24 protein-coding genes are annotated in these 25,655 nt (G+C 64.4%); 12 read left to right on the forward strand and 12 right to left on the reverse strand.

What is annotated here, in order from left to right; translation table 11 throughout:
- Positions 1–81: 81 nt before the first annotated feature.
- Together KLP42_RS03825 and KLP42_RS03830 are read right to left on the reverse strand one after the other, a co-directional pair.
- The gene (locus KLP42_RS03825) at positions 82–1,104 is read right to left on the reverse strand and encodes an ABC transporter permease (protein ID WP_215564880.1); all 1,023 of its coding nucleotides are present in this window, start codon (positions 1,102–1,104) and stop codon (positions 82–84) included.
- A gap of 19 nt (positions 1,105–1,123) precedes the next feature.
- A complete protein-coding gene (locus tag KLP42_RS03830) occupies positions 1,124–2,659 on the reverse strand; it encodes a sugar ABC transporter ATP-binding protein (RefSeq protein ID WP_215565406.1) in 1,536 nt (511 codons plus the stop codon).
- A 271-nt stretch (positions 2,660–2,930) separates the two neighbouring features.
- Here KLP42_RS03830 and KLP42_RS03835 point away from each other — a divergent pair, with 271 nt between their 5' ends.
- The 3 genes from KLP42_RS03835 to KLP42_RS03845 all read left to right on the forward strand — a co-directional run bounded on the left by KLP42_RS03835 (position 2,931) and on the right by KLP42_RS03845 (position 5,708).
- On the forward strand, positions 2,931–3,626 hold the full coding sequence (locus KLP42_RS03835; protein ID WP_215565407.1) for a FadR/GntR family transcriptional regulator: 696 nt from the start codon (positions 2,931–2,933) through the stop codon (positions 3,624–3,626).
- Positions 3,627–3,675: 49 nt separating this feature from the next.
- Positions 3,676–5,208: a UxaA family hydrolase gene (locus KLP42_RS03840; RefSeq protein ID WP_215564881.1), complete on the forward strand. Its 1,533-nt coding sequence runs from the start codon at positions 3,676–3,678 to the stop codon at positions 5,206–5,208.
- A 104-nt stretch (positions 5,209–5,312) separates the two neighbouring features.
- Positions 5,313–5,708, forward strand: a complete 396-nt coding sequence (locus KLP42_RS03845) for a DUF4112 domain-containing protein (protein ID WP_215565408.1) — start codon at positions 5,313–5,315, stop codon at positions 5,706–5,708.
- Positions 5,709–5,748: 40 nt separating this feature from the next.
- On the opposite strand, the gene KLP42_RS03850 is transcribed toward KLP42_RS03845, so the two are convergent.
- The 4 genes from KLP42_RS03850 to KLP42_RS03865 all read right to left on the reverse strand — a co-directional run bounded on the left by KLP42_RS03850 (position 5,749) and on the right by KLP42_RS03865 (position 10,229).
- Positions 5,749–6,759 (reverse strand): acyltransferase family protein, encoded by a 1,011-nt coding sequence (locus KLP42_RS03850; protein ID WP_215564882.1) that lies wholly within the window; start codon positions 6,757–6,759, stop codon positions 5,749–5,751.
- Positions 6,760–6,818: 59 nt separating this feature from the next.
- Complete coding sequence (locus tag KLP42_RS03855; RefSeq protein ID WP_215564883.1) at positions 6,819–8,090, reverse strand: O-antigen ligase family protein; 1,272 nt, start codon at positions 8,088–8,090, stop codon at positions 6,819–6,821.
- 6 nt (positions 8,091–8,096) lie between these two features.
- Positions 8,097–9,305: a polysaccharide biosynthesis/export family protein gene (locus tag KLP42_RS03860; protein WP_252192793.1), complete on the reverse strand. Its 1,209-nt coding sequence runs from the start codon at positions 9,303–9,305 to the stop codon at positions 8,097–8,099.
- Positions 9,306–9,548: 243 nt separating this feature from the next.
- On the reverse strand, positions 9,549–10,229 hold the full coding sequence (locus KLP42_RS03865; protein ID WP_215564885.1) for a sugar transferase: 681 nt from the start codon (positions 10,227–10,229) through the stop codon (positions 9,549–9,551).
- Between the two features lie 697 nt (positions 10,230–10,926).
- Here KLP42_RS03865 and KLP42_RS03870 point away from each other — a divergent pair.
- Together KLP42_RS03870 and KLP42_RS03875 are read left to right on the forward strand one after the other, a co-directional pair.
- Complete coding sequence (locus KLP42_RS03870; RefSeq protein WP_215564886.1) at positions 10,927–11,214, forward strand: exopolysaccharide production repressor protein; 288 nt, start codon at positions 10,927–10,929, stop codon at positions 11,212–11,214.
- Between the two features lie 116 nt (positions 11,215–11,330).
- Positions 11,331–12,344, forward strand: a complete 1,014-nt coding sequence (locus KLP42_RS03875) for a glycosyltransferase family 2 protein (RefSeq protein ID WP_215564887.1) — start codon at positions 11,331–11,333, stop codon at positions 12,342–12,344.
- 12 nt (positions 12,345–12,356) lie between these two features.
- On the opposite strand, the gene KLP42_RS03880 is transcribed toward KLP42_RS03875, so the two are convergent.
- Positions 12,357–13,307, reverse strand: coding sequence for a polysaccharide pyruvyl transferase family protein (locus KLP42_RS03880; protein WP_215564888.1), 951 nt, complete (start codon positions 13,305–13,307; stop codon positions 12,357–12,359).
- Between the two features lie 53 nt (positions 13,308–13,360).
- Complete coding sequence (locus tag KLP42_RS03885) at positions 13,361–14,326, reverse strand: glycosyltransferase family A protein (protein ID WP_215564889.1); 966 nt, start codon at positions 14,324–14,326, stop codon at positions 13,361–13,363.
- Positions 14,327–15,006: 680 nt separating this feature from the next.
- On the opposite strand from KLP42_RS03885, the gene KLP42_RS03890 reads away from it, so the two are divergent.
- The 7 genes from KLP42_RS03890 (at position 15,007) to KLP42_RS03920 (ending at position 23,497) form a co-directional block, all read left to right on the forward strand.
- Complete coding sequence (locus tag KLP42_RS03890; protein WP_215564890.1) at positions 15,007–16,152, forward strand: acyltransferase family protein; 1,146 nt, start codon at positions 15,007–15,009, stop codon at positions 16,150–16,152.
- A gap of 3 nt (positions 16,153–16,155) precedes the next feature.
- Positions 16,156–16,941, forward strand: a complete 786-nt coding sequence (exoK, locus tag KLP42_RS03895) for an endo-1,3-1,4-beta-glycanase ExoK (protein WP_215564891.1) — start codon at positions 16,156–16,158, stop codon at positions 16,939–16,941.
- Between the two features lie 71 nt (positions 16,942–17,012).
- Positions 17,013–18,212, forward strand: a complete 1,200-nt coding sequence (locus tag KLP42_RS03900; RefSeq protein ID WP_215564892.1) for a glycosyltransferase — start codon at positions 17,013–17,015, stop codon at positions 18,210–18,212.
- Positions 18,213–18,216: 4 nt separating this feature from the next.
- Positions 18,217–19,215: a glycosyltransferase family 2 protein gene (locus KLP42_RS03905; RefSeq protein WP_215564893.1), complete on the forward strand. Its 999-nt coding sequence runs from the start codon at positions 18,217–18,219 to the stop codon at positions 19,213–19,215.
- Positions 19,212–20,147 (forward strand): glycosyltransferase family 2 protein, encoded by a 936-nt coding sequence (locus tag KLP42_RS03910; RefSeq protein WP_215564894.1) that lies wholly within the window; start codon positions 19,212–19,214, stop codon positions 20,145–20,147. The genes KLP42_RS03905 and KLP42_RS03910 overlap by 4 nt, the downstream gene beginning before the upstream one ends.
- On the forward strand, positions 20,144–21,109 hold the full coding sequence (locus KLP42_RS03915; RefSeq protein WP_215564895.1) for a glycosyltransferase family 2 protein: 966 nt from the start codon (positions 20,144–20,146) through the stop codon (positions 21,107–21,109). Before KLP42_RS03910 ends, KLP42_RS03915 begins: the two co-directional genes overlap by 4 nt.
- Positions 21,110–21,148: 39 nt before the next feature.
- Complete coding sequence (locus KLP42_RS03920; protein WP_215564896.1) at positions 21,149–23,497, forward strand: Wzz/FepE/Etk N-terminal domain-containing protein; 2,349 nt, start codon at positions 21,149–21,151, stop codon at positions 23,495–23,497.
- 82 nt (positions 23,498–23,579) lie between these two features.
- Here KLP42_RS03920 and KLP42_RS03925 read toward each other — a convergent pair whose 3' ends face one another.
- The 4 genes from KLP42_RS03925 to cyoC all read right to left on the reverse strand — a co-directional run bounded on the left by KLP42_RS03925 (position 23,580) and on the right by cyoC (position 25,655).
- Positions 23,580–23,756, reverse strand: a complete 177-nt coding sequence (locus tag KLP42_RS03925; protein WP_215564897.1) for a hypothetical protein — start codon at positions 23,754–23,756, stop codon at positions 23,580–23,582.
- A 96-nt stretch (positions 23,757–23,852) separates the two neighbouring features.
- Positions 23,853–24,584 (reverse strand): SURF1 family protein, encoded by a 732-nt coding sequence (locus tag KLP42_RS03930; RefSeq protein ID WP_502941263.1) that lies wholly within the window; start codon positions 24,582–24,584, stop codon positions 23,853–23,855.
- Between the two features lie 46 nt (positions 24,585–24,630).
- Positions 24,631–25,038: a cytochrome o ubiquinol oxidase subunit IV gene (gene cyoD, locus KLP42_RS03935; RefSeq protein WP_215564899.1), complete on the reverse strand. Its 408-nt coding sequence runs from the start codon at positions 25,036–25,038 to the stop codon at positions 24,631–24,633.
- The gene (gene cyoC, locus KLP42_RS03940; RefSeq protein ID WP_215564900.1) at positions 25,035–25,655 is read right to left on the reverse strand and encodes a cytochrome o ubiquinol oxidase subunit III; all 621 of its coding nucleotides are present in this window, start codon (positions 25,653–25,655) and stop codon (positions 25,035–25,037) included. The genes cyoD and cyoC overlap by 4 nt, the downstream gene beginning before the upstream one ends.

Below are 25,655 nucleotides of genomic sequence, written 5' to 3' on the forward strand. Positions count from 1 at the left end.
GAAATGAAGTGGCCCTGGCGGGCGCCTCCCGGGAGCTCCCACTCCCCTTGGTGTTTGCGGAAAAGGGTCCGCGCCCCGTCGTCATCGGCGATTGCGCAGCTGGTCGATCCAGACGGTGACCAGGATGACGAGACCGATGATGATTTGCTGTGTGAAGGCGGAGACGCCGTTCATGTTGAGGCCGTTGCGCAGGATGCCGATGACGAAGGCGCCGATGGCCGTGCCGGAAATGGTGCCGACGCCGCCGATCAGCGAGGTGCCGCCGATCACGGCGCTGGCGATGGCATCGAGTTCGTACATCACGCCTTCGTTCGGCTGGCCTGTGACAAGGCGCGACATCAGCACGCAGCCCGTCAGGCCGGCCAGCGTGCCGGACAGAATATAGGTGAAGCTGGTGACGCGGGTGACATTGACGCCGGAGAGGCGCGCCGCATCCACATTCGAGCCGACGGCGTAGATATGGCGGCCGAGGATCGAGCGATTCAGCATGAAGGAGACGGCAAGCGCGATCACCACCATAAGGATCACCGGATAGGGAATGCCGGGAAACACCACGGTCGGAAAGCCGTCGTCGCCGATGGTGACGATGCGCATCAGCGCGCCATTGCCGAGTTCGCCAAAGCTCTCGCCGAGACCGGACACGGCACGCGCGCCGGTGATCTGCAGCGCCACGCCACGTGCGATCAGCATCATGCCGAGCGTGGCGATGAAGGGCGGCAGCTTCATGCGGGTGATCAGGATGCCGTTGACCAGGCCGCACAGCGAGCCCGTGAGAATGCCGGCCAGCATGCCGAGCCAGACGGGAAAGCCGGCCTCCTTGACGAGAAGGGCCGCGACGACCCCTGCCAGCGCCAGCACGGAGCCGACAGACAGATCGATGCCGCCGGTGATGATCACGCAGGTCGCGCCGATGCCGAGCAGGGCGATCGAGGTGACCTGCAGAGCGATCGTCATGCCGTTGTTGACGGTGAAGAAGGCGCTGCTGGTCAGCGAGAAGACGACGATCAGCACGAAAAGGCTGCCGAGAGCGGCAAATTTCTGGATCACGTCCTTCTGGCGGTCGCTGAGGCGAGCGCTGGTTGGTTCCTTGGGGGCTGTCATCATCGTCCTCGCATTCGGCATGTCAGTGCTGGGTGGGACCGAAGCCGGAAGCATAGCGCATGATCTCCTCCTGGCTGGTACGGGCCGTTTCCAGCACGCCGGTCACACGGCCGTTGTGGAACACGGCAACACGGTCGGTCATCCCTAGGATTTCCGGCAGTTCCGAGCTGATCAGGATGACGCCGATACCCTCGCGGGCCAGTTCGTCCATGATCTTGTAGATGGCGAATTTCGCACCGACATCGATGCCGCGCGTCGGCTCGTCGAAGAACATCACCCGCGACTTGCGGAACAGCCATTTGCCAATGATGATCTTCTGCTGGTTGCCGCCGGACAAAAGCCGTACCGGCTGGCGGATCGACGGCGTCTTGATGCTGAGCAGGTCCACATAGTCCTGCGTGACGCGGGCATGGCGGTCGAAATCGATGAGGCCGAGGCGGTTCGACAGCGACTTGAGGTTCGCCAGCGTCATGTTGGCATCGACCGGCATCTTGATGGCGAGTCCCTGCGCCTTGCGGTCTTCGGACAGATAGGCGAGCCCCGCCTCGATCGCATCGCGCGGATTGCGGATCGCAAGCTCGCGGCCTTCCAGGCTCACCCGTCCGGCATCCAGCGAATCGGCGCCGAAGATGGCGCGCGCCACTTCCGTGCGTCCGGCGCCCATCAATCCGGCAAAGCCGAGGATCTCGCCGCGCCTGAGGCTGAAGCTGACATTGCTGAACACGCCGCGCCGCGTGAGGTTTTCGGCGCTGAAGATCACTTCGTCGGTCGGCTGCGCCGTGCGCTCGGGAAACTTCTCCTCCAGCGAGCGGCCGACCATGCGGGCGACGATCTGGTCGATGCTGGTGTCCGCGAAGGCATCGGTCGCTACGTAGCGGCCGTCGCGCAACACGGTCACGCGGTCGACGATCTCCGCCATCTCGTCGAGGCGGTGGGAGATGTAGACGATGCCGACGCCATCCCGCTTCAGGTCATGGATGACCTTGAACAGCAGGCGTGTCTCCTGCTCCGTCAGCGAGGAGGTCGGCTCGTCCATGATCAGCACTTCGGCGTTGAGCGACAGCGCCTTGGCGATCTCCACCATCTGACACTGGGCGACCGAAAGCTCGCGCACCAGCCGCTCCGGCGCGATCGCGACACCCAGCCGGTCGAGACAGGCCTGGGCATCGGCCTTCAGTTTCCGGCGGTCGACCAGGAAGCCCCGGCGCGGTTCGCGGGCCAGATAGATGTTTTCCGCCACCGTCAGGTGCGGCACCAGATTGAGTTCCTGGTGAATGATGGCGATGCCGAGGCGTTCCGCCTCCAGCGGCGAGGAGAACTGGCGCTCGACACCCTTGTAGGTGATGCGGCCGGAGGTCGGGGTGTAGACGCCGCTGATGATCTTCATCAGCGTGGACTTGCCGGCGCCGTTCTCGCCGCAGACGGCATGCACTTCGCCGCGCTTCAGGTCGAAGCTGACATTGGAAAGCGCCACCACGCTTGGAAATTCCTTGCGGATGTCGGTGAGGCTGAGCAGCGTTTCGCCGTCCCGTCTCGCCGCACGCCCCCCTTGCGTCATGGGCGCGACTGTCCCGCCATGCGTGGCCTGACCGGTTTGCATCAAGTCTCCTCCCTGCGCAAGCTTGCGCATGGCCGCTCCAGCTCCACCCGGCGGCCGACAGGCATTACTGGTAGGCGGTCTGGCCAAACTGGTCAAGCCAATTTGGCGATTTTCAATCGTATTTTGGGCTCCTATGATGTAAGCATATGAAACAAATAAAAAATCATTGGTCTTGCCAGTTTGGTGATGACCTCCTATGGTAAGGCCAAAGGAGATCATGACGTCGGTGATGAACGGGATAAGGACAACGGAGCGGCGGCTCTATCAGCAGGTGGCGGACCAGATCCGCAGCCTCATCCAGAGCGGTCATTTCCGGCTCGGTCAGCGGCTGCCGGCGGAGCGCGAGCTTGCCCAGCAGCTGGGGGTGTCGCGCCCGTCGCTGCGCGAGGCGCTGATCGCGCTTGAAATCGACGGCACGGTCGAGATCCGCATGGGCTCCGGCATCTATGTGGTGGCGACGGCCGAACGGCGGCCGCAGAGCCCCGTGTCCATCGGCGAAAGCCCGGTCGAACTGATGCAGGCCCGTGCGGCGGTGGAAGGCACCGTCATCCTGATGGCGGCCGCCCGCATGCAGCCGGAAACGCTGCGCGCGCTGCGGCAGGTGCTGGATGCCATGCGCACGGAGATCGCCGAGGGCCGCAAGCCGGTGGAGCAGGACCGGCAGTTCCATCTGACGATTGCCGGCCAGTCCGGCAACAGCGTGCTGCAGCGGCTGGTCGGTGAACTGTTCGACGACCGGCACAGCCCGCTCTCCACCCAATTGCGCGAGCATTTCGAAACGCCGGACACCTGGAGCCTGGCGCTTGTCGAGCACGAGGCCATCCTTGAGGCGCTGGAGGCGCGCGATGCGCTGCTGGCCCAGGCGATGATGCGCGCGCATCTGGAGGAATCCAAACGCCGCTGGCTCGACAGCGAACCCCGATAGGAGCGGGGTTTCCCTCAAACGACAAAGACCCTCCAGGGAGGAGGAACGGATGAACGAGACAATATCTCCGGTGATCGTGCTGAACGGTGCCGATGACGTGGCGGTGGCCCGCCGCTCCATTCCCGCCGGCAGCCCGACCGGCTATGGCGACCTCGTGGCGCGCGATCTGATCGGCCGCGGCCACAAGGTGGCACTCCGGCCCATCGCTGCCGGGCGGGAGGTGAAGAAATACGGCCAGATCATCGGTCTTGCCACGAAGGATATCGAGGCCGGCGAGCATGTGCACCTCCACAACCTCGCCATGCTGCCCTCCGAGCACGAGCACCAGTTCTGCGTCGATATCGAGGAACATGGCATGGTGCCGGAGGCGGAGCGGCGCACCTTCCTCGGTTATGATCGCGGCATCGGCGGCGCCGGCACCCGCAACTATATCGGCATCATTTCCTCGGTGAACTGTTCCGCCACCGTCTCCCGCTACATCGCCGACTACTTCAACCGCCTGGGCGGGCTCGACGGTTTCGAGAACATCGATGGCGTTGTGGCGCTGACGCATGGCGGCGGCTGCGCGCTGAACAACCGCTCCGAAGGCTACCGGCTGCTGATCCGCACCATCCAGGGCTATGCCCGCCATCCGAATTTCGGCGGCATCCTGATGATTGGTCTCGGCTGCGAGACCAATCAGATCGCGCCGATCCTCGAGCATTACAAGATGGAGGAGGGCGACCGGCTGCGCACCATGACCATCCAGCAGCACGGCGGCACGAAGAAGACCATCGATGCGGCAATCGCCGCGATCAAGGAAATGCTGCCGGCGGTGAATGCCGCCCGCCGCACGCCGCAGCCGCTCTCCCGGCTGAAGCTTGCACTGGAATGCGGCGGTTCGGACGGCTATTCCGGCATTTCCGCCAATCCGGCGCTCGGCCATGCCTCCGATCTCATCGTGCGCCATGGCGGCACGACAGTTCTGTCGGAGACGCCGGAAATCTACGGCGCCGAACATCTGCTCACCCGCCGCGCCGTGACGCCGGCGGTGGCGCAGAAGCTGCTCGACCGCATCGACTGGTGGCGCGATTATACCGCCCGCAATGGCGACGAACTGAACAACAACCCCTCGCACGGCAACAAGCTTGGCGGTCTCACCACCATTCTCGAAAAATCGCTTGGTGCTGTGGCCAAGGGCGGTTCCATGCCGCTGAAGGCGGTCTACGAGTTTGCCGAGACGGTGACCGAACAGGGTTTCGTCTTCATGGATACCCCCGGTTACGATCCGGTGGCCGTCACGGGACAGGTGGCCGGCGGCTGCAACGTCATCTGTTTCACCACCGGGCGCGGCTCCGTTTCCGGTTTCAAGCCCGCCCCCTGTATCAAGATCGCCACCAATTCCGACATGTACGAGCACATGAAGGAGGACATGGATCTGAACTGCGGCGGCATCGTCACCGGTGACGAGACGATCGAGCAGTCCGGCGAGCGCATCTTCGAGCATGTGATTGCGGTGGCGTCCGGGCAGAAGACGCTGAGCGAGATCTATGATTACGGCGACAACGAATTCGTGCCCTGGCAGGTTGGTGCGGTGACCTGATCCCGGCGCTGGAACCGCCGCCTGCTGCCGGCGTTTGTCCCCAAAGGGTGCGCAACCTGCGGGAGACGACGTGCATGGCAAGAGACACCGGCTGGGATACCGGAATGGATGCGGGCGCCGCCCGCCGCCCGCTGCTGGATGCCGACGCCATGCGCCGGCTGGCGCGGCTGGCCAAACTGGCCCGCCTGATGGACACGGCCCTGCGGGTGCCGGGAACCAATATCCGCTTCGGTGCCGATTCGATCCTCGGCCTGGTGCCGGTGGTGGGCGATGCCGGCGGCGCGCTGGTCGGCATTCTCATCCTCAACGAGGCGCGACGGCTCGGCCTTCCTGCCCGCAAGCAGATGCAGATGCTTGCCAATCTCGGCACGGACGCGCTGTTCGGCAGCGTGCCGCTGGTGGGTGACCTGTTCGACCTCTATTTCAAGTCTCACCGCCGCAATCTGCAGATCATTCTCGATCACTTCGAACTGACGAGCGACGACGTTCCCCGGCGCTGAGCCTGCGCAATCTTCGCCTTATGTCGACGGCCTTGGCACGCTACTTGGCGGCCTGTCGGCGCGGCAGGCGGATGACAAGGCGGCGATGCTTGATGAAGTGCTGCAGCGGGCGCTCCAGGCATTCATAGCAGACGATGCCGAGCCCGACGCCGGCCAGCGCCCCGATCCAGGTGATCAGCGGCGCGGGCAGCGACAGGACCGCGCCCGCCTTCAGTACCACGGAAATCGCCAGCGTGTGCCAGAGATAGATGGAATAGGAGGCGTCGCCGAGATAGGCGAGGCCCGGCAGCGGCGGCAGGGCATCGCCCTTTTCCAGCGCCAGCACGCCGATCACGAGAGCGATTGCCAGCGGGCCGCAGAGGAAGGTGCTGAACTCCAGGCGCATCAGATAGATCGTGGCGAAGGAGAGAACGGCGATGGCAATCAGCATCAGCCCGGTTTCGGTGCGCGGAACGGTTCCAGCGATCCACAGCCGGCCGATGATGGTGCCGGCCAGGAATTCGAGGAGGATCGGCTGCGTGTAGAAGGACAGCGGCCCTCCGGCTGCCTCGATCAGGAAGCCCGTGGCAACGAGCAGCCCGAACAGCGCCGCAAGCGCGGCGAGCCGCCGGTTCTCTGGCAGAAGCAGCGTTGCCGCAAAGGCGAGGTAGAAGAATATCTCGTAATTCAGCGTCCAGCCCTGCACCAGAACCGGCCAGAGGGCGCCGCCATTCGGCGAGGGAACCGGCATGAAGAGGTAGGAGCCGAGAAGGTGCGGCAGGTCGAGCAGGAGGTTAGGAAACAGCCCCGCCGCGGCACCCGCCACCATGACGCTGGTCACGATCCAGTAGCTCGGCACGATGCGCAGCAAGCGGTCGCGCAGGAAGCCCGCCGGCGTCAGCGGCCGGTTGTGGCTGATCACCATCATGATGAAGCCGCTGACGACGAAGAACACGTCGACTCCGGCCGCTCCGATGGCGAAATGCTCGCCGGAGCGTTCGGCGGCATGAAAGAGGACGACTGCAAGTGCTGCAATCGCCCGAAGATACTGGATGCCGTAAAGCGTCTTCATTGTTCTCGTCCCGCCCCTCTTTCCTGCTTGATCTCTTTCCCTGGCCCGCGGCCCCCCGTTCAGGCGATCCGCGGCCCGGCCGGCGGCCACAGAATGACCGGCTGTGCCTGCGCCTGTGCAGGCTGCGGCCTCAACGTCAGCCGGCCGGCGGCGAAATAGAAGAGGAACGATCCCACGTGGTAGGGATGCATGATGTCGATCTCCACGAAGGAGCGCACCAGAAGAAGCGCCAGAATGGCGAACATCACCATGGAATCGGGATTCTCATCATCGTGCAGCAGCCGCTTCAGATGGCCGAACAGGCCGATGAGCAGGGTGAGGCTCAGAAGCACCGTGCCGATGACGCCGGTCTCCACCATGGTCTCGATATAGGTGTCGTGAAAATGGAAGCCGGTGCGCGAAGCGATGTAGAATTCCTCCCACAGCCGTTCCGCCTCCGGAAAACCCTGGACCCAGTAGCCCTGGTAGCCGACACCGGCGAGCGGCGATTGCCGCGCCGCCTCAATGCCCTGCTGCCACAGATAGGTGCGTCCCGTGAGGGTGGAATCCTTGCCGAAGGCGCCGAGCACGGCATCCATCGCGCCAAGCGCCAGCGCCGCATTGGCCCCGATCACGGCGATGACCAGTCCGGCGGCAAACAGGATCTTGCGCTGTCTCGGCGCCAGTTGCCCCAGCACCTGCAGGCCGAGGCAGAGCATGATGATGGCAAGCGTCGTCAGGACCGAGGTGGCCGATTGCGAGGCAAACAGGCTGTAGGCGGAGAGGGCTGCCGTGCAGGCGGCCGCCACGAGCCACAGCCGGCGAAAGCCGACGATCATGATGCCGGCATAGGTGAACAGCAGGCCGAGCGAGGCAAAGAAGCCGAGCTGGTTCTTCGAGGCGAAGGCGCCGACGAAGCTGTAGGTGCCATCCAGAGGATCATAGTGATAGACGCCGAACAGCAGCGAATAGACGAGCACGATGCCGCATCCGACGACGGCGCCCCGTGTCAGGGTCGCGGTGGAAAGCGTGCGCATCGCAATCAGCGCGCAGACGATATGGGTGAGATACTGGATCGCCGTGCGCATCGAGATGCCGGGGGCCGGCGACCAGAAGACCGAGAGGAAGCAGAAGGCCGCAAAGCCGAAGATCCAGAAGAAGCGCAGGTAGTTGCCCAGCACCCGCCGATAGTCCAGCAGCACCAGCGGCAGCCACAGCCCGTAATAGGCGAGAATGGAGATCTGCCCGAAGCGGGTGGAATAGGCAAAGACGAACAGCGACAGGGCCACCGCCGCCGTTCCGTACAGCGCATTGTTATCGGGACGGATGAAGGCGGCCTTGGCAATCTTCATGGCGCCTCACTGCATCAGCAGTTCGGAGGTGACGCGGATCACGTCACCCGGCTGCAGCCTGGTCATCTCGTCGGCGGCAATCTCCTTCGGTCCCGTGCCGTCGTCGCGGACCACGGAATAGCGGATCGACGCCGTCCGCCCGCTCGGGTCGAACTTGATGGCCTCGGCCGATTGCGCCATCGCCTCCGCCATCAGCTGCTGGTTGGTGCCGATCTGCAGATTGAGCTTTTCCAGTTCTGCCTCGGTATCCTGCATGTCCTTGGCGCGCTGGGCTTCCCAGTCGTTCTTCAGGTTGATCTCGTCCTGGTCGGCCTGACTGATCTGCTGCTTGGCGCGCAGGATGTTGGTGTCGATGTCGAGCAGGTTCGACTGCACTTCCGCCGTGCGTTCCTCGATCGAAAGCAGACGGGAGTTGAGGGCAAGCCCCTGCTCGCTGAGCTTGCTGATCTTGTCACGGTCCTGCTCGGCGATTTCCAGCTGGCGCGATTGCGTTTCGGTCTTGCGTTTCAGTGCTTCCACCTCGCTCTGCAGGAGCGACTTCAGTTCGGCCAGTGCCTTCAACTGCAGATCGTAGCGGTCCCGGCGCTGCTTCATCAGTGCCGTTTCGCTGCGGATCAGGTCTGCGGCGTTCGGCACTTTCTGCAGTTCGGCGGGCATGACGACCTCCGGACTGCCGTTCATCTCCGCCTCCAGCCGCGCATGGCGGGCAATGAGGCGGGCGCGCTGGCTATCGAAGACCTCGGTCTGCCCGCGGGCATTGATGAAATCGCGCGCGAAGCGCTGGCCGGCCTCCGAGCGGCGCAGGCCGCCGGCCAGGCTGACCGCCTTCAGCACCGTCATGCCGACGGAGAACGGATATTCCCCGGGCGTCTGGACATCTCCGGCCAGGAAGACCGGCCGGAACTCTGCCACCTCGACGGAGGCGGAAGGCAGATTGCGCAGGGCAAGCTGCTGCTGCAGCCGCTTGCCGATCTCCTCGGCAATCTCGGAGGTCGTCTTGCCCAGCGCATCAATGCTGCCGATGAAGGGCAGCGACAGCCCACCGCCGGGACCGATGCTGTATTCTCCGGCAATGGCATCCCAACTGCGGATCTCTCCTTCCGCCGCCTGCCATTCCGCCACGCGCACGCGCAGCTTGTCCATGACGCCGAGCCGGTAGGACTGTTCCTCGGCGGCTTGCGCCGTCGCAAGCGTCGCGAACGGCACCGCCGCCATCAGGGCGCCGGCAACCAGTGCCGTGATCAGGCTCTTCAGGCCGGAAGCGACCGGGCTTCTGCCCGGCCGTGCTGCATGTCGTGGTTCAACCCGCATGAATGATCCTTGTTCTGGCGCTCTCGACATGCCGCAGTCTCATGCGGCATGTCGGTGAAAGTCCGCCATTCGCAGGAAATGGCGGCTGTCTGGAAACGGATGCTCCTGTGCCGCGACAATGGATGCCGCGGCGTCTTTCGGGATGCGTCAGTAACTGCCGCGCGACATGCACACGGCCGGAATGGTCTTCAGGATGATGGAGACGTCCCGCATCAGCGACCAGTTCTGGACGTAGTGCGTATCGAAGGCGATGCGGCTCTCATAGGAGACGTCATTGCGTCCGCTGATCTGCCAGAGGCCCGTCAGGCCCGGCCGGGTGCGCAGATAGTAGACGGCAAAGGTGTCGTAGAGGGAGAGTTCCTCGTCCACCACCGGGCGAGGCCCGACGATGCTCATTTCACCGCGCAGCACGTTGATGAGCTGCGGCAGTTCGTCGAGACTGAGCTTGCGCAGCACGGTGCCGACGGTGGTGACGCGGGGGTCGTCCTTCAGCTTGCGGGTGGCGCGCCATTCCGCCGCCGCCTCGGGATTGCCGTGCAGGTGGCGGCGCAGAACCTCGTCGCCGTTCGGCACCATTGTGCGGAACTTCAGGCACTTGAAGGTGCGGCCGCTGTGGCCCACCCGCTTGTGGCCATAGAAGACCGAGCCCCCGTCGGAAAACTTGACGAGAGCCATGATCATCAGGAAGAGCGGGCTGAAAACCACCAGGGCCGTCATGGCCGTGATGATATCGAACGCGCGTTTGGCAACGCCGCCTGTGGGAAAGGCGAAGTGCATCTCGTCGGTTGCGGGAAGCGGCGAACCTGCCGATCGTGTCGCGGACTTCATAGAGAGGACTCCATTGGTAGTGCGAGTGGTCGGTGCCATTGCGGCGCATCATGTGCCGGCGGATGGGATAATAATTGTGCGTCCGGAATTTGTTTCCAGTTATTTTTTGTATCAGGCTGGGGCGACGGTCCCATTCTGGCACCCATGCGGGGTGCGACTGCGTTGATCATATTCAGGACGCGCTAATGCAATTTGAGCCTGTGGCATCTTTTTATTGTGTATTTTCGGAAATTTGCGCGGATGCGACAGCGAAAGGCTTAACCTTTGTCAAATGAAGCCTCACCTGCACTTGGGCCGGAGCGTCGGCGCTCATCTTTGCACTCGGCGATGCAGGGGCGGAAAATCTGTCAGGGGCTTTGTTTTTGCAGTGCGGCGTTGTTGTTGCATTGCAGCAGGGGTAATCGCGGACCGCGATTGCTGTGTAACAATTTTTGATCGGACCGACCTTGCCGGGGCGGCGCGCGGCGCGGCAAGACGCTCTCCGGGCCTGCCAATCGTGGCGAAACTGCGGCCTGCGCCGGGCCAGGCGGGAACACGCCGGCGCACAAGAAGCTGAAGCGGCATTACCAAATATTCATGGAACCCATACAGGAAGATGTGCTAACTCTTGGGGCGCATACCTGTAGAACCTGAATGAAAAAAGGTGGAAGACGCAGGAGTGTCTGTGGCGAAACCTGAAGATCGGGAGGTTGGCACCATGTATGGACCGCGCGTCATCGTCAGCATGTCCGTCGTGCTCGTCGTGTTTGCCGCCGCCACTTACTTCCTGAGCGGTTCGTCGTTTACCACCCTCTGGCAGACTGTTCTCTGTGCCATCCTTTTGCAGGTCGGCTATTTCATCGGGGTGCTGCTGCTGGTGGCGCGGGAAAAGGCCGCGCGTGCGAAACGGCAGGAACAGGCGCGCGGGGCCGGGCTCGGCGAAGCCGATGTTTCGAGCGATATGGGCGCCGGCCGCACGCCCAACCTGAAGATTCGCGACCGCTGACCCTCTGCCAGCCACCCATCATGATGCTGCTCTGCCGCATTTTTGCTGCAGGTGCTTTCCTATGCTGGCGATCATCCTAGTTTGTAATCGAGCGATCGACCGCAATGGAGGCAGGCATGATCGAGGAAAACGGCACAGGCGTGTGCGTCATCATCGCGGCCAAGGATGCCGCCGGCACGATCGGCAAGGCGATCCGTTCCGCGCTGGCGGAAACGGCCGTTCAGGAGGTGGTGGTGGTCGATGACGGCTCCGCCGACGGGACGTCGGATGCGGCGCATCGCGCCGACGATGGCACGGGCCGTCTGCGGGTCGCCAGGTTCGAACAGAACCGTGGACCGTCCGCCGCCCGCAATCACGCCATCGATATGTCCACCGCTCCGCTGATCGGCATTCTCGATGCGGACGATTTCTTCTTTCCCGGCCGGTTTGCCCCGATGCAGGCCGAGGCGGACTGGGACCTGATCGCCGACAATATCGGCTTCATCCATCACGATCCGGCCCAACCGGTGGAGCCGGAGCGGTTCGAGGCGCGCACGCGGCGGCTGACGCTTGTCGACTTCGTGGAGGGCAACATCTCAAGGCGCGGGCGCCCGCGCGGCGAAATCGGCTTCCTGAAGCCGGTGATGCGGCGAAGCTTCCTGATGAGGCATGGTCTGCGTTACGACGAAAGCCTGCGGCTTGGCGAGGATTATGATCTCTATCTGCGCGCGCTTGCCCGCGGCGCCCGCTACAAGGTCATCGATCATTGCGGCTATGGGGCGGTGGTACGGGCCAATTCGCTGAGCGGTCGCCACAGGACGGAGGATCTGCGCCGGCTCTACGAGGCGGAGCGGCGTCTGCGCCTGACGCCCGGCCTGCTGACGAAGGCGCAGGCGCGAGTGGTGAAGCGGCACGAGGACCACATCCGGGCGCGCCACGACCTGCGGCACATCCTCGACGTCAAGGCGACGGGTGGCGCTGCGGTGGCGCTCGGCCATCTTCTTGCGCATCCGCAGACGGCGCCTGCCGTCCTGGCCGGCGTGCTGTGCGACAAGCTGGATGCACTGGCCGGCAAACGCCATGCGCAGCCGCCGGTACCGGCCGGCAAGCTGCGCTATCTGCTGCCAGGCGTGCCTGTTGCCCAGCCGTAAGGGCGGTCGGCGTCAGAAATAATCGCGCCGCACCCCTTCCAGCACGGTGCGGAGCCGCTCCTTGCGTTCCTCCAGGCGGTCGCCTGCCGACAGTTGCGGTTCGGTGCGGCTTGCCTGCCACAGCGCAAGCGCGGAAGGCGCGGCCAGCACCTGCTTGGCGGCCTTGCGCCACGGCGCCTGCGTGGACGTGCGCGGCGGCAGCGTTCCCACATCGCCATCGGCCACAGGGGCTGGCGATGCCTGGGCAATGCTGTTGCCTTCAAATTTCAGTCCCCAGAAGCGCGACTGCTTGTGGATCGCTTCCGCCCGGGTGGAGACCGGCACATAGCGCGGGCGATAGGTAACGCCGACGGTTGCGGCCCAGTCGCTCCACTTGAAGCTGTTGATGGCGCGCGAGGTGCTGACTGCGATCCACGGCACGCGGAAGGCATCGGCCAGGATGGCGGCATGCATGGATTCCGCCACGATGAGTTCCGACTGGGCGATGCGGGCAATCACTTCCCGTGCCTCGCCGCGCGGATCGAGATAGGTGAGGCCGGCCGGCTCGCAGACCGCTTCCCAGATGCCGAACTCCGCCGATTCCCAATGCGGCACGAAGGTGCGCTTGAAGCGCTTCGGCTGGTTCTGGAATTCGGGCATGTCGGTGACCATCACGGCCGGATCGATGATGCCCATGTCGGCGGGAAGCCCGAGCTTGTCGGCCGTCAGCGGTCCGCGCACGGCCCGCACGTCCCATTCGCTGCGGTCGGATATGTCGGGCGGCGTGCCGTAGCCATAGCCGCTGCCGATGACGAGCTTCGGCGTGCCCTTCGGCAGCAGCACCGGATTGAGCACCGTGCCGACGCCGACCAGCAGCGTCTGCGGGTGCACCTCGCGCAGGCCGGGCAGCAGATAGTCCCACAGCCAGAGGTTCAGGTCGTCGCCGAAATTGCCATGGTGGGATTCCCAGTAGTAGGGCTTCATCGTGCAGTCCCTCGGTTCGGTGGACGGTTGAAACGCGACATGTCCGCCATCAGCTAGCGCGCATTCCTGATTTTGCCCGTTCCCAGTTCGAAGAACGTGCGGATCAGGGCCGGATCGCGCATGGCCCAGCGGGCCAGCATCTGCAGGTCCGGCAACTTGCGGCGCCGCATCAGGCCGGCCTGGCTCCAGAGGGCCTGGCGGCGGGCGGTGTTCTTGTAGGAGGCGATGGAGGCGACATCCTGCGGCCGGCGCGAAAAGCGCTTTTCCAGCCGGTCGAGCGCCATCCAGGTGTTGAATTGCTGGCTTAGGAACTGCGGCGACTGGTTGTCGATGCTGTGGAAGATGTTGATGCCGCGCCCGCGACCAGCTCCGGCTGCGTCGCACAGGATCGGACGCCCTGCGGCCAGGATGCAGTCGCAGAAGAACAGCACGTCCTCTGCCGCCAGCCGCAGCATCGGCTCAAACCGCACCGTCTCGAAGATCGGCCGGGCGATCACCATGCAGGACAGATGCAGAAAGCTCCAGTTGCGCAGCATCACGCTGGCAAGATCCGCCACTTCCAGCACCAGCGGCTCCTCCATGATCCGTCGCGCATCGGCTTCCTCCTCGAGCCTGGCCATGCCGAAGTGGTAATAGAAATCCTCGTCGGCCTGCATAGAGGCCCAGTAGCAATCGCCCCGCAGGCCGGTCATCGCCCTGTGGGCATTTTCCAGATGCGTCGGCAGCCAGATATCGTCGGAATCGAGAAATGCCGCAAAGGCGGTCTCGGGCAGGATGTTGTCCAGCCCGGTATTGCGCGCGCCGCCCGGCCCGGCATTCGGCTGCCGGATGACGCGGATGCGCTCCCGCTCGGACCCTGCCAGCCCCTCCAGTTCCCGCCCGGCGGGATAGGGGGATTCGTCATCGACGATGATGATATCGAAATCCGTATAGGTCTGCGCGAAGATCGAGCGCAAGGCGCGGGTCAGGATGCCCGGTTCGCGCTGGTAGAACGGAATGATCACGGTAAACGTCGCCATGGGTCGCCCTCAGCCTGTCAGTGTCGCGGCCTCCCGGGCGGAGCCGGGAGCCTGGAGGAAACGGCAGTCTGTGCCCGGCGGCCCGGTGGGCCGCGGGGCGATGGTGAAGCTGTCTTTTCGCCCTTGCCCGGGATGAACGGGCGGCGTGACCGATGAGAACCCTCTCATTCCGGCTGAAATTTGTCCGCATATTGCATTGCGGCAAGACCCATCGGTGCGGCTTTCAAACTGCCGCAAATTTTCGCGGAAGGCGAATGTTTTGTTTTGGTCCATGTGTTCCTTAATGGCGCAATCCTCTTGCCGTCTGTCAGCCGTGAGGTCCGCTCCGGTGAGTTTTGCCGCATTTTCGCCTTGTTTCGCATCGGAAAAGTTGCGCTAAGCCGGCCAAACCGAGCGAATGGCGGATTTTCCGGCGGGCGATCTGTAAAAATTTGGAACATTTTCGCAGAGGCGCGTGCGGCAGAAAGCCCGCCGAATTCAAGCGGCTAACGGCTGCATGTCGCCCTTCGCGCGGCGGTCCGGCCGCCCGGAAACCCTGCCGCGGGCTATTCGCATCTTGAGATTTTGCTGCACTGCCACATTATTCCCAAAGCTGGGCAGCAGACTTTTCCGTGGGCAAGGGACCGTTTCATCGGAACCGGTCGCGACGGGGGAAACGCGACCAGAGAGGGGTGAATGGTGTGACTGTTGATCAGAACATATCCTCCCGCATCAATCTGATGCGCATGCTGCTGATTGCCGGCATCGTCTTCGTGCACGTTCCCTACGATCACGATGCGAGCCCCTTCCTGCAGCACAATGACGACTTCGACTGGCTTCGCGTCTTCTTGGGCGAAAGTCTGTTTCGCATCGGCGTTCCCTGCCTTAGCGCCATTTCCGGCTACCTTCTGTTTCGCAAGGGGATGGCCGGCTTCGATTATCGCCGTACCCTGAGGCAGAAGGCGCGCACCCTTCTTCTGCCGTTCCTGCTGTGGAACCTTTCCCTGCTGCTGGCCGTGCTGATCATCCAGCGCGCCGGCATCGGCATCGGCTATTTCCCGGATCTGTGGAACGCTTCGCCCGCCGACTGGCTGGACCATGCGCTGGCGCTCGGCGATTTCCCGGTCAATTTGCCGCTCTATTTCCTGCGCGACCTGATGGTCTGCATCCTTCTGTCGCCGGTTCTCGCCTTTCTGCTGCAAAGGGTGCCGGGACCGACGCTCGGGATCCTCTTCGCAATCGCGGTCTTTCCACCGCTGACCTCCGGCGTTGTGCTGAAGCAGTCGATTCTCTTCAGCTTTGCCCTGGGCATGTTCCTGGCGCTCTATCGTGTGGATGTGCGAAAACTGGATCAGCATGCGCCGCTCGGGGTCGGCCTCGTGCTGCTCGGCGCGCTTCTTCTGGCCGATCCGCTTCTGTCTGGAGGGCCGGATTATCCGCTGGGTCTCGATATCCTGCGCAATCTTCTCGCTATGCTGGGCGCCGCAGGCTTCTGGCTGCTCTCGGCACCGCTCGCGCGCACCCGTCTCGGCCGGCGTCTCGCCGAAAGCGGCAGCCTCAGCTTCTGGACCTTCTGCGCCCATTACCCGTTGCTGATGCTGTTCTGGATGGTGTGGAACCGTTATGCCGGCGCGGACCTCTATCCGGTCTTCTACATCGGCGGCGTCCTCCTCACCTTCGCCGTGCTTGTTCTTAGCAACCGTCTGGTCCGGGACATGTGCCCCGGCATTTACGAGATCCTGACCGGCAGCCGCAATCGCCGGGCCGCCCCTGCAGATGCGGCCGCATCGCCGGGAACCAAGTCCGGGGCAGGTCGTTCGGCCCGCCTGATCGAGCAACAGAGGTAGAGAATGACGCGCAAAATCCCGATCCGCCCCACCGCTCCGGTCCTTGCCGCAGGCCTTGCCATTCTGGCTGCAGCGCCGGTGTCGGCGCAGACCCTGGGTGCTTCCTTCGTGGAGGAATTCGACCGGCTGGATAGCGCCTTCTGGTACGTTTCCGATGGGTGGAACAACGGTCCGCACCAGAACTGCACCTGGTCCAAGGGGCAGGTGAAGGTGGAGGGCGGGCGCCTGCAGCTGGGGCTGCAGCAGCAGCAGACCGGCGACCGCGCCTATGTCTGCGGCGAAATCCAGACCCGCCAGCGCTATGGCTACGGCACCTATGAAGTGCGCATGAAGGCCGGCACCGGCTCCGGGCTGAATTCGGCCTTCTTCTCCTATATCGGGCCGACCGACAAGCAGCCGCATGACGAGATCGATTTCGAGGTGCTCGGCAAGAACACCGGCGAGGTGCAGCTCAACCAGTATGTGTCGGCCAAGGGCGGCAACGAGAAGCTGGTGCCGGTCCCCGGCGGTGCCGACAAGGGCTTCAATGATTATGCCTTCATCTGGGAAAAGGACCGTCTGCGCTACTTCCTGAACGGAAAGCTGGTCCACGAGGTGAGGGACCCTGCGAAGATCCCCAGTCATCCGCAGAAGATCTTTGCCAGCCTCTGGGCCACCGACACGCTGAAGGACTGGATGGGCACCTTCGCCTATGCCGGCCCGGTGACCATGCAGGTGGAGCGGATTGCCTTCACCGCGCTTGGCGAAGGCTGCCGCTTCAAGGGTTCCGTGCTCTGCACGCTCGACTGAGCCGCGCCCGGCGGCTTCGTCAGACATCATGCCGGCACTTCCGCCAAAGGCGGGAACAGGAGTTGGACGACGTGACGTTGCACATACTTTATCTCGCCCATGATCTTTCCGATCCGGCCATCCGCCGGCGCGTGATCATGCTGAAGGCCGGTGGTGCCCGGCTGACGGTGGCCGGATTCCTGCGCGACGAGAACCGGCTGGCCGATGATGGCGAGATCGACCTGCGGGTGCTGGGCCGCACCGCCGACGGACGGCTGGGCCAGCGGATGGCGGCGGTTGCGCGGGCGCGCCTGTCGCTTGGGCGCCTGCTCGACGGTGTCCAGCCGCCGGATGTCATCATCGCCCGCAACCTTGAAACGCTGGCGCTTGCGCCGGCCGCCGGTCGGCTGTTCGGCGGCCATGTGCCACTCGTCTACGAATGCCTCGACATTCACCGCCTGCTGCTTGACCGCGGCCTCAAGGGAAGGCTGCTGCGGGCGGCGGAAGGCCGCTTCGGTCGCGCTGCGTCCCTGCTCGTCACCAGCTCGCCGGCCTTCGTCGAGAACTATTTCCAGCCGCTCTCGCCTCTGGACCTTCCGGTGCTGCTGCTCGAGAACAAGGTCCTGGATCTCGACGGGCGGATGGCGCTCGGCGCGCCGGCGCCGAAGATGCCGCCGGCCGGCGCGCCCTGGCGAATCGGCTGGTTCGGAGCGATCCGCTGCCGCAAGACATGGGACATTCTGAGCCGGCTTGCCGCACGGATGCAGGGCCGCGTCGAGATTGTCATCCGCGGACGCGTTTCGCCGAGGCAGTTCCCCGATTTTGCCGCCATGGTCGACAAGGCGCCGCATGTGAGCTTCCACGGCACCTATCGCAATCCGGAGGATCTCGCCGCCATCTATCGCGAGGTTCATTTCGCCTGGGCCATCGATTTCTTCGAGGAAGGGCTGAATTCGGAATGGCTTCTGCCGAACAGGCTTTACGAGGCATCGCTGCACGGCGCGGTGCCGGTGGCGCTTGCCCGCACCCAGACCGGGCGCTTTCTGGCGGCGCGTGGTCTGGGGCTGTTGCTGGCGGATGCCGATCCGCAGACGCTGGCGGCACAGCTTTCGGCGTTGTCTGTCGAAACCTACGCCGCGCTTCACGACAATCTGGCCGCTGTCGAACGCCGCCAGTGGATCACGACGCGTCAGGATTGCGAGGCGCTGGTGCGTCAGCTTGCAATGCTGTCACCGCGGCGGACGACAACCGCCGATCATGCCCTTTCTCACCTCCTGCCGTCGGAAGGTTGATGCGATGTCGATCGAAACGCCCGCCGAAATGAAGGTTCTCGTCGTCATTCCCTGCCTCAACGAGGCGGCCCACATCGAGACGCTTGTGCGACAGTTGAGCGCCGGTCGCGGTAATCACGACATGCTGATCGTGGTTGCCGATGGCGGCAGCACCGATGGCACGCGGGCCATCGTTCAGGGTCTGTCGGACGAGATCGCCGGTCTCGTCCTGCTCGACAATCCGCATCGCATCCAGAGCGCCGCGGTCAATCTCGCCGTTCAGCGCCACGGCGAGGGACGTGCCTACCTCATCCGCGTCGATGCGCATGGCGACTATCCGGCGGATTACTGCCAGGTGCTGTTGCAGGAAGCCGTCGATACCGGGGCCGATTCCGTGGTGGTCGGCATGAAGACGGTCGGTTTCGGCACTTTTCAGAAGGCGACGGCCGTGGCGCAGAATTCCAGGCTCGGCAATGGCGGCGCCAGGCATCGTGCCGGTGCCGCCGGTCACTGGATCGAACATGGGCACCATGCGCTGATGCGGCTGGCGGCCTTCCGCGCCGTCGGCGGCTATGACGAGACCTTCACCCATAACGAGGATGCCGAACTCGACGTGCGGCTGCGCCGCGCGGGCTTCCGGATCTGGATGACCGGACGCACCTTCATGACCTATTATCCGCGCGCCAAGCCCCTGTCGCTGTTCCGGCAATACATGGGCTATGGCCGGGGGCGCGCCCGCAACCTGCTGAAGCACGGCATGCGGCCGAAGCTGCGCCAGGCGCTGCCGCTGGCAGTGGTGCCGGTGGCCGTTGGCGCGCTGCTGGCGGTCGTTCACTGGGCGGCTGCTCTGCCCCTGCTGGCCTGGGCCGGTCTCTGCCTTGCCTACGGCCTCTGGCTGGCGCTGGCCGAGCGCAATGCCCACGGGCCGCTCGCCGCCGTCGCCGCCATGATCATGCATTTCGCCTGGTCCGCCGGCTTCTGGCGGGAGGTGCTGGGGTCCCGCTTCCGGAGGGCTGCCGCATGACATCCTGGCGCGACCAGTCCCTCGTTCATGTGGATATCGGCATCTGCACCTTCCGCCGGCCCGAGCTGGAGGCGACCCTGCTGTCGCTGTTTTCGCTGGTGGTGCCGGCCGGCACGCGCCTGCGCCTGATTGTCGCCGACAATGATGCGGTGCCGAGCGCGAAGTCGCGTGTCGAAGGCCTGCTGCCGCGTTCCCCCTTCGAGATCCTCTATGTGCATTGCCCGAAGTCGAACATATCGATCGCCCGCAATGCCTGCCTTGCCGCAAGCCAGGCGGATTATCTCGCCTTCATTGATGATGACGAGACCGCCTCGCCGGAATGGCTGTCCGAACTGCTGACGACGGCGCTGTCCACCGCGGCCGATGCGGTGCTGGGGCCTGTCGATGCCATCTATGCGCAAAGCGCGCCGGCCTGGATGAAGAGCGGCGACTTTCATTCCACCCGGCCCGTCTGGGTGGGGAAGACCATCCGCACCGGCTATACCTGCAATGCGCTGATCGACCTGCGCAGCCCGCGCGTCAAGGGACGGCGCTTCGATCTGTCCCTCGGCCAGAGCGGTGGCGAGGATACGCAGTTCTTTTCCGCCCTCACTGCCGAGGGCGGCTCCATTGCCTTTGCCGAGAAAGCCCTTCTGCATGAGCCCGTGCCGGAAAAGCGGGCGCGCTTCGGCTGGCTGGCAAAGCGTCGCTTCCGCTCCGGCCAGACGCATGGCCGCATTCTCGGTGCCCGCAGATCCCTGCCGGACCGGCTGGTGCAGGCGGCAATTGCCACCGCCAAGGCGGGCTTCTGCGGTCTTGCCGCGCTCGGATCGCTCTTTTCGCCTGTTGCCCGCAACCGTTACGCCCTGCGCGGCGCCCTGCATCTGGGGGCGGTCAGCGGCGTGCTAGGCCTGCGCGAAATCCGCCAGTATGGACAGATGGAGGCCGCATGAACGAGGCGCCCGTGCCGGATGTGAGCTTCGTGATCGCCGCCTACAATGCGCGCGAAACAATCGGCCGCGCCATCGACAGCGCGCTCGCGCAGACCGGCGTGTCGCTGGAAGTGGTCGTGGTGGATGATTGTTCCACCGACGGCACGGCGGAACTGGTGCGCTATTTCGGCGATGCCCGCGTGCGGCTGATCGAGATGGACAGGAATGGCGGGCCGGGGGCGGCGCGCAATGCCGGCATCGAGGCGGCGCTCGGCCGCTGGATCGCCGTGCTGGATTCCGATGACGAGGTGCGTCCGGATCGCTCCGCCGCGATGATTGCCACCGCAGGGCGGCTCGGGGCTGAGATCGTTGTCGACAATCTGGAGGTCGCAAGGCCGGGCGAGGCGGCGGTCACCATGTTCTCCGGCGCCGAACTCAGGCGGCGTCCGCTGCTGACGCTTGCGGATTTCATCGGCTCCAACGTGATTTTCCGCTCCACCTTCAACTTCGGCTACATGAAGCCGATGTTTTTGCGCGCTTTCCTGAACGACAAGGGGCTGCGCTTCGACCCCGGCCTGCGCATCGGGGAGGATTATCTGCTGCTGGCTTCGGCACTCGCCTCGGGCGGTCGCTGCGCGGTGGAGCCGGGCGTCGGCTATGTCTATCATATTCGCGAGGGCTCGATCTCCCGCGTGCTGGAACCCCGGCATGTGGAGGCGATGATCGAGGCGGATCGCGGCTTCATCCGGCGCTTTGCCCTCGACCCGCAGGCGCGTCAGGCCCAGCGCCGCCGCACCCGCAGCCTGATCGAGGCAAGGGTCTTCCTGGCTCTCGTCGAGCAGATCAAGCAGCGATCGCTCGCCGGCTGCCTTCGGCTTGCCATTGCCCATCCGGCAGCCCTGCGCCATCTCCGAATGCCGATCGAGGCGCGTTTGCGCCGCCTCTTCGTTTCCACCGCGCGTCCTGCCAAGGCGTCGTTCTGACAATCCCCTCGGATCGAGGGACGTTAAGGGATCTCCACGATGGATCATGTCAATCTCCGCTCGGCGACCTTTCCGGCAGCAAACCGGGACCAGGATTCCTTCATAGACCTGGACCGGCTGTGGACCTCGCTGATGCGCCATGTGCGGCTGATCATCATCTGCGTGGTGGCTGCCATGGCGCTGGGCGGGCTCTATCTGCTGCTGACGCCGCCCACCTACACGGCGATGACGCAGATCCTGATCGACGAGAACCTGTCGCGCTATGCCGATCAGGAGGAGACCAGCCAGTCGGCGCAGCAGACCGACAACCGCATGTCGAGCGCGGTCGAGATCCTGAAGTCGAAGGTGCTGGCGCTGCGGGTGGTGGATGATCTCAACCTCGCCGACAACCAGCTGTTTCTCGATCCGCCCCAGTCGCCGATCGCACTGGCCAAGGCAAGCGTGAAGAGCGTTGTGGGCCTGCTGACCCCGGCCGATGCGCCGGTTTCGGAAGATGCGGCGCGCAATGGCCGGCGGGAAAAGGCTGCCGCCATCCTGCAGGATTCCCTCGATGTCAATCGCGTCGGTCGCAGTTCCGTCATCGCCATTGCCGTTCAGTCGCCGGAACCGCTGCTCTCGGCGCGTCTCGCCAAGTCCTATGCCGCCGCCTACCTCTCCGAACAGCTCAGCGCCAATTTCGAGGCGACCGAGCGTGCGTCGAGCTGGCTGCAGGAGCGGTTGAACGATCTCAACAAGCGATCGCAGGAAGCGGCGCTTGCGGTGGAGCAGTACAAGATCAAGCATGGCCTGATCTCGCCGCGCGGCGAGCTTCTGTCCTCGCAGCAGCTTTCCGACCTAACGAGCCAGTTGATCGTGGCGCAGGCGGATGCCGCAACGGCCGAGGCCCGTTACAACCAATACAAGGCGATCGTCGATCAGGGGCCGCAGGCGGCGGTCAACAATGCGCTGGTCTCCTCTACCGAAACCGACAATTCGGTGATCAAGGACCTGCGCCGCCGCTATCAGGCGACGCAGGAGCGTGAGCGGGCCGTCGTGGAGCAGTTCGGTGCCGATCATCCGCAGGCCAAGCTTCTGGCGGGCCAGAAGAATGATCTCGCCCAGCAGATCTTCCGCGAACTGCAGCAGATGACATCGGGCTTCCGCAACGATTACGAGGTGGCAAGCTCGCGGGAGAAGTCGCTGCGCGACAGCATCGATCACGTTGCCGGCAACAATTCGCAGGCCAATGTCTCGCTGGTCGAGCTGCGGGAACTGGAACAGAAGGCCAATTCGCTGAAGGCCACATACCAGACCTATCTCGACCGGTTCGAACAGGCAACGCAGCAGCAGTCCTTCCCGATTGCCAAGGCGCGCGTGATTTCCGAGGCGGGTGTGCCGACGGCGCCTTCCAGCCCGAAGAAGACCATGACCATGGCGCTCTCCATCGTGCTCGGCCTGTTCGTCGGCGGCGGCGTCGCGACGCTGCTGGAGCTGAAGGAACGCTCCTTCCGCCTGGGCCAGGATGTGCGTGCCCGTCTCGGCATGCGTTTCCTCGGCTATCTGCCGCTGGTGCGCTCCGCGGCCGCCGAGGCCGCAGCGCGCACCAGGAAGAAGGGGGCGGCTGCTGCGGAGACGGCCGATGCCGGTTACGACGAGGCAGGCGAGGCAGAGCGCTTCGCCCGCAGGCTGACACGCGTTGCGGCGGAACATCCCCGCTCGGCCTTCGCCGAGACGCTGCGCAATGCCAAGCTCGCCTGCGACGTCGCGCTACCCAACCGCGAGTGCCGGGTGATCGCCGTGGTCTCGGCCCTGTCGGGGGAGGGGAAGTCCACCGTTGCGGCCAATCTCGCGATCATGCTGGGGGCAATGAACAAGCGCACGCTGCTTCTGGATGCCGACCCGACCCAGGGCGGGTCCAGCTCCGTTCTCGGCGCCGAGGCGCCGCACGGGCTCCTGGAAGTGCTGCGCGGCGAAGCGCCCTGGACGAGCGCCATCAGCCTTGACGCCAAGGCGAAGCTTGCCGTCCTGCCGGTCGCTTCGCGCAGCCACATGCAGCCGCATACCAGCGAACTTCTCGCCTCCGCCGATATGGGCCGGCTGATGGAAACCATCAGCACTCGCTTCGAATACATCGTGGTCGATCTGGCGCCGCTGGTGCCGACCATCGATGCCAAGGCCTTCGCCCCCTATGTGGATGCCTATGTTTTCGTTGCCGAATGGGGGCAGACGCCGGTCAAGCTGGTGCAGGGGCTGATGGAGGCCGAACCCGGCATGGCCTCGAAGACGGTCGGCGTCATCCTCAACAAGACCGACATGGACGAGCTGCCGCGCTATTCCGATCCCGGCGCGCCGGAGCGTTTCCGCGCCCGCGGCATGGCCTATCATCCAGACGAACCGGTTACACTGTAGCCCCCCGTCGGCGGGTCTTCCTGTGCCGGTCACGCGCCTCTGCCGTCCACGGACGCCTGTCGTGTGGGGGCTTCCGCCACGCTCAGGGCGTGGAGGCGACCGAGCCGTAGATCACGATGAAGAGATACATGCTGAAGGCGGCGAGCGCGAAGAGGATGAAGAAGGTGACGATGCCGCGTCCACCGCGCTGCTTGCGTCGGCGCGCCGCCGGGCTGTCTTCCGGGCTCGCAATGGGGTCGTTTTCTGGGTCCTTGAGCATCGTGCCTGCCTTTCCTGTCGAGATCCTAACGGAAAGCGGAGGGTCAGGTTCCCTCTGACGCGCCGGGCCGTCGCGGGGGCGGCGCGGGCCGACGGTTCAGGCCCTGCGGCGCTGGCGAAGCAGATAGACCACCGCGCCGGCCGACATCGCGGCAAGCGTGTACCAGGTGATCGCATAGACCAGGTGGCTGTTGCGGAAGGCGATGACGGTGAGGCCGCCGACTGGATAGCCACCCTCGTTCGGCGTCTTGTCCGCGTCGATGAAATAGGGGGCCACATCGGAGAGGCCGCGCGCTGCGGCGATTGCCGCGACGTCGCGGGAATACCAGCGATTGCCGGAGGGATCGTTGGCGCGCAGGAAGGCGCCGCCTGGTTCGCTGAGCCGCAACAGTCCGTTGAGTGTGGTTTCGCCGGCGGTCTGACCGGCGGCACGGCTTGCCGGATCGCGCCGTTCTGCCGGAACGAAGCCGCGATTGATCAGGATGGTGCCGCGATCGGCGGTCTTCAGCGGGGTCAGCACCCAGAAGCCGGGGCCGAGCTCGGTGACGGCCTGCACCAGCGTTTCACGGTCGTTGAGGAAGGTACCGGTGGCGGTGACGTGGCGATATTCGTCGCTGGTCGCCGTGATGCGCGGCCAGTCGGCGGGAGTGGGGGCCGAAACGGCTTCGGCATGCACGCGGGCATCGACGCGGGCGATCAGGTCGAGCTTCCAGAACAGGCGCTGCACCTGCCAGGTGCCAAGCGAAAGAAAGACGAGAACGAGGCCTGCCATCACGAGGGCAAAGGCCGTGTGGCGCTTTGCGGGAGTGGGGCGGACCTCGTTCGTCATGTCTTTCATCCTTGAGGGGCGCCCGAACCGGCCGCCCGTCCTGCCGTCAGGGCATGTTCTTCATCATTTCCGGGTTCAGCGGCATCATGTTGGTGTTCAGATGATGCATGACCCAGAGCGAGCCGGACAGTGCAATGACCACGATGATGATGGTGAAGATCAGCGCCAGCATCGTCCAGCCGCCTTCCGACTTGGTGTTCATGTGCAGGAAGTAGATCATGTGGACCACGATCTGCACCACGCCGAGCACCATGATCAGCCCTGCCGTCAGCGCCTTGCTGTCCAGCACGTCGCCCATCACCAGCCAGAAGGGAATGGCAGTCAGGATGACCGACAGGATAAAGCCGGTCATGTAGCTCTTGAACGTCCCATGGGCGGCCTCGTGACCGTGGCTGTGCCCGTGATGCGTGTTGTGGGCGCTTTCCTGCGCCGGTGCGTGGGGGTGCGAACTCATCCGAGCACTCCGATCAGGTAAACGAGGGAGAAGACGCCGATCCAGACCACGTCGAGGAAGTGCCAGAACATCGACAGGCACATCAGCCGGCGGCGGTTGGCCTCGATCAGCCCGTGCTGCATGACCTGCACCATCAGCGTGACGAGCCAGATGCAGCCGAAGGTGACGTGCAGCCCGTGCGTGCCGACCAGCGTGAAGAAGGCCGACAGGAAGGCGGAACGCTGCGGGCCTGCACCTTCATGGATCAGGTGGTGGAACTCGTAGAGTTCGATCCCGAGGAAGGCGAGGCCGAACATGAGCGTCAGCACCAGCCAGCCCAGCGTGCCGCCCTTGTCGCCCTTTTCCATCCGCAGCATGGCAAAGCCATAGGTGATGGAGGAGAACAGCAGCATCGCGGTGTTGATCGCCACGAGCTGAAGGTCGAACAGGTCGGCCGGCGAGGGGCCGGCCGCATAGTTGCGGCCGAGCACGGCATAGGTGGCGAAGAGGACCGCGAACATCAGGCAGTCGCTCATCAGGTAGATCCAGAAGCCCAGCATGGTGCTGTTTTCCGGATGATGGTCTTCCGTCAGGTAGAAGGTCGGCTTCTCGGCCGAAACGGCTTGGGTTTCACTCAT

Source organism: Rhizobium sp. CSW-27, from assembly GCF_018760785.1.
Classification (GTDB): domain Bacteria; phylum Pseudomonadota; class Alphaproteobacteria; order Rhizobiales; family Rhizobiaceae; genus Neorhizobium.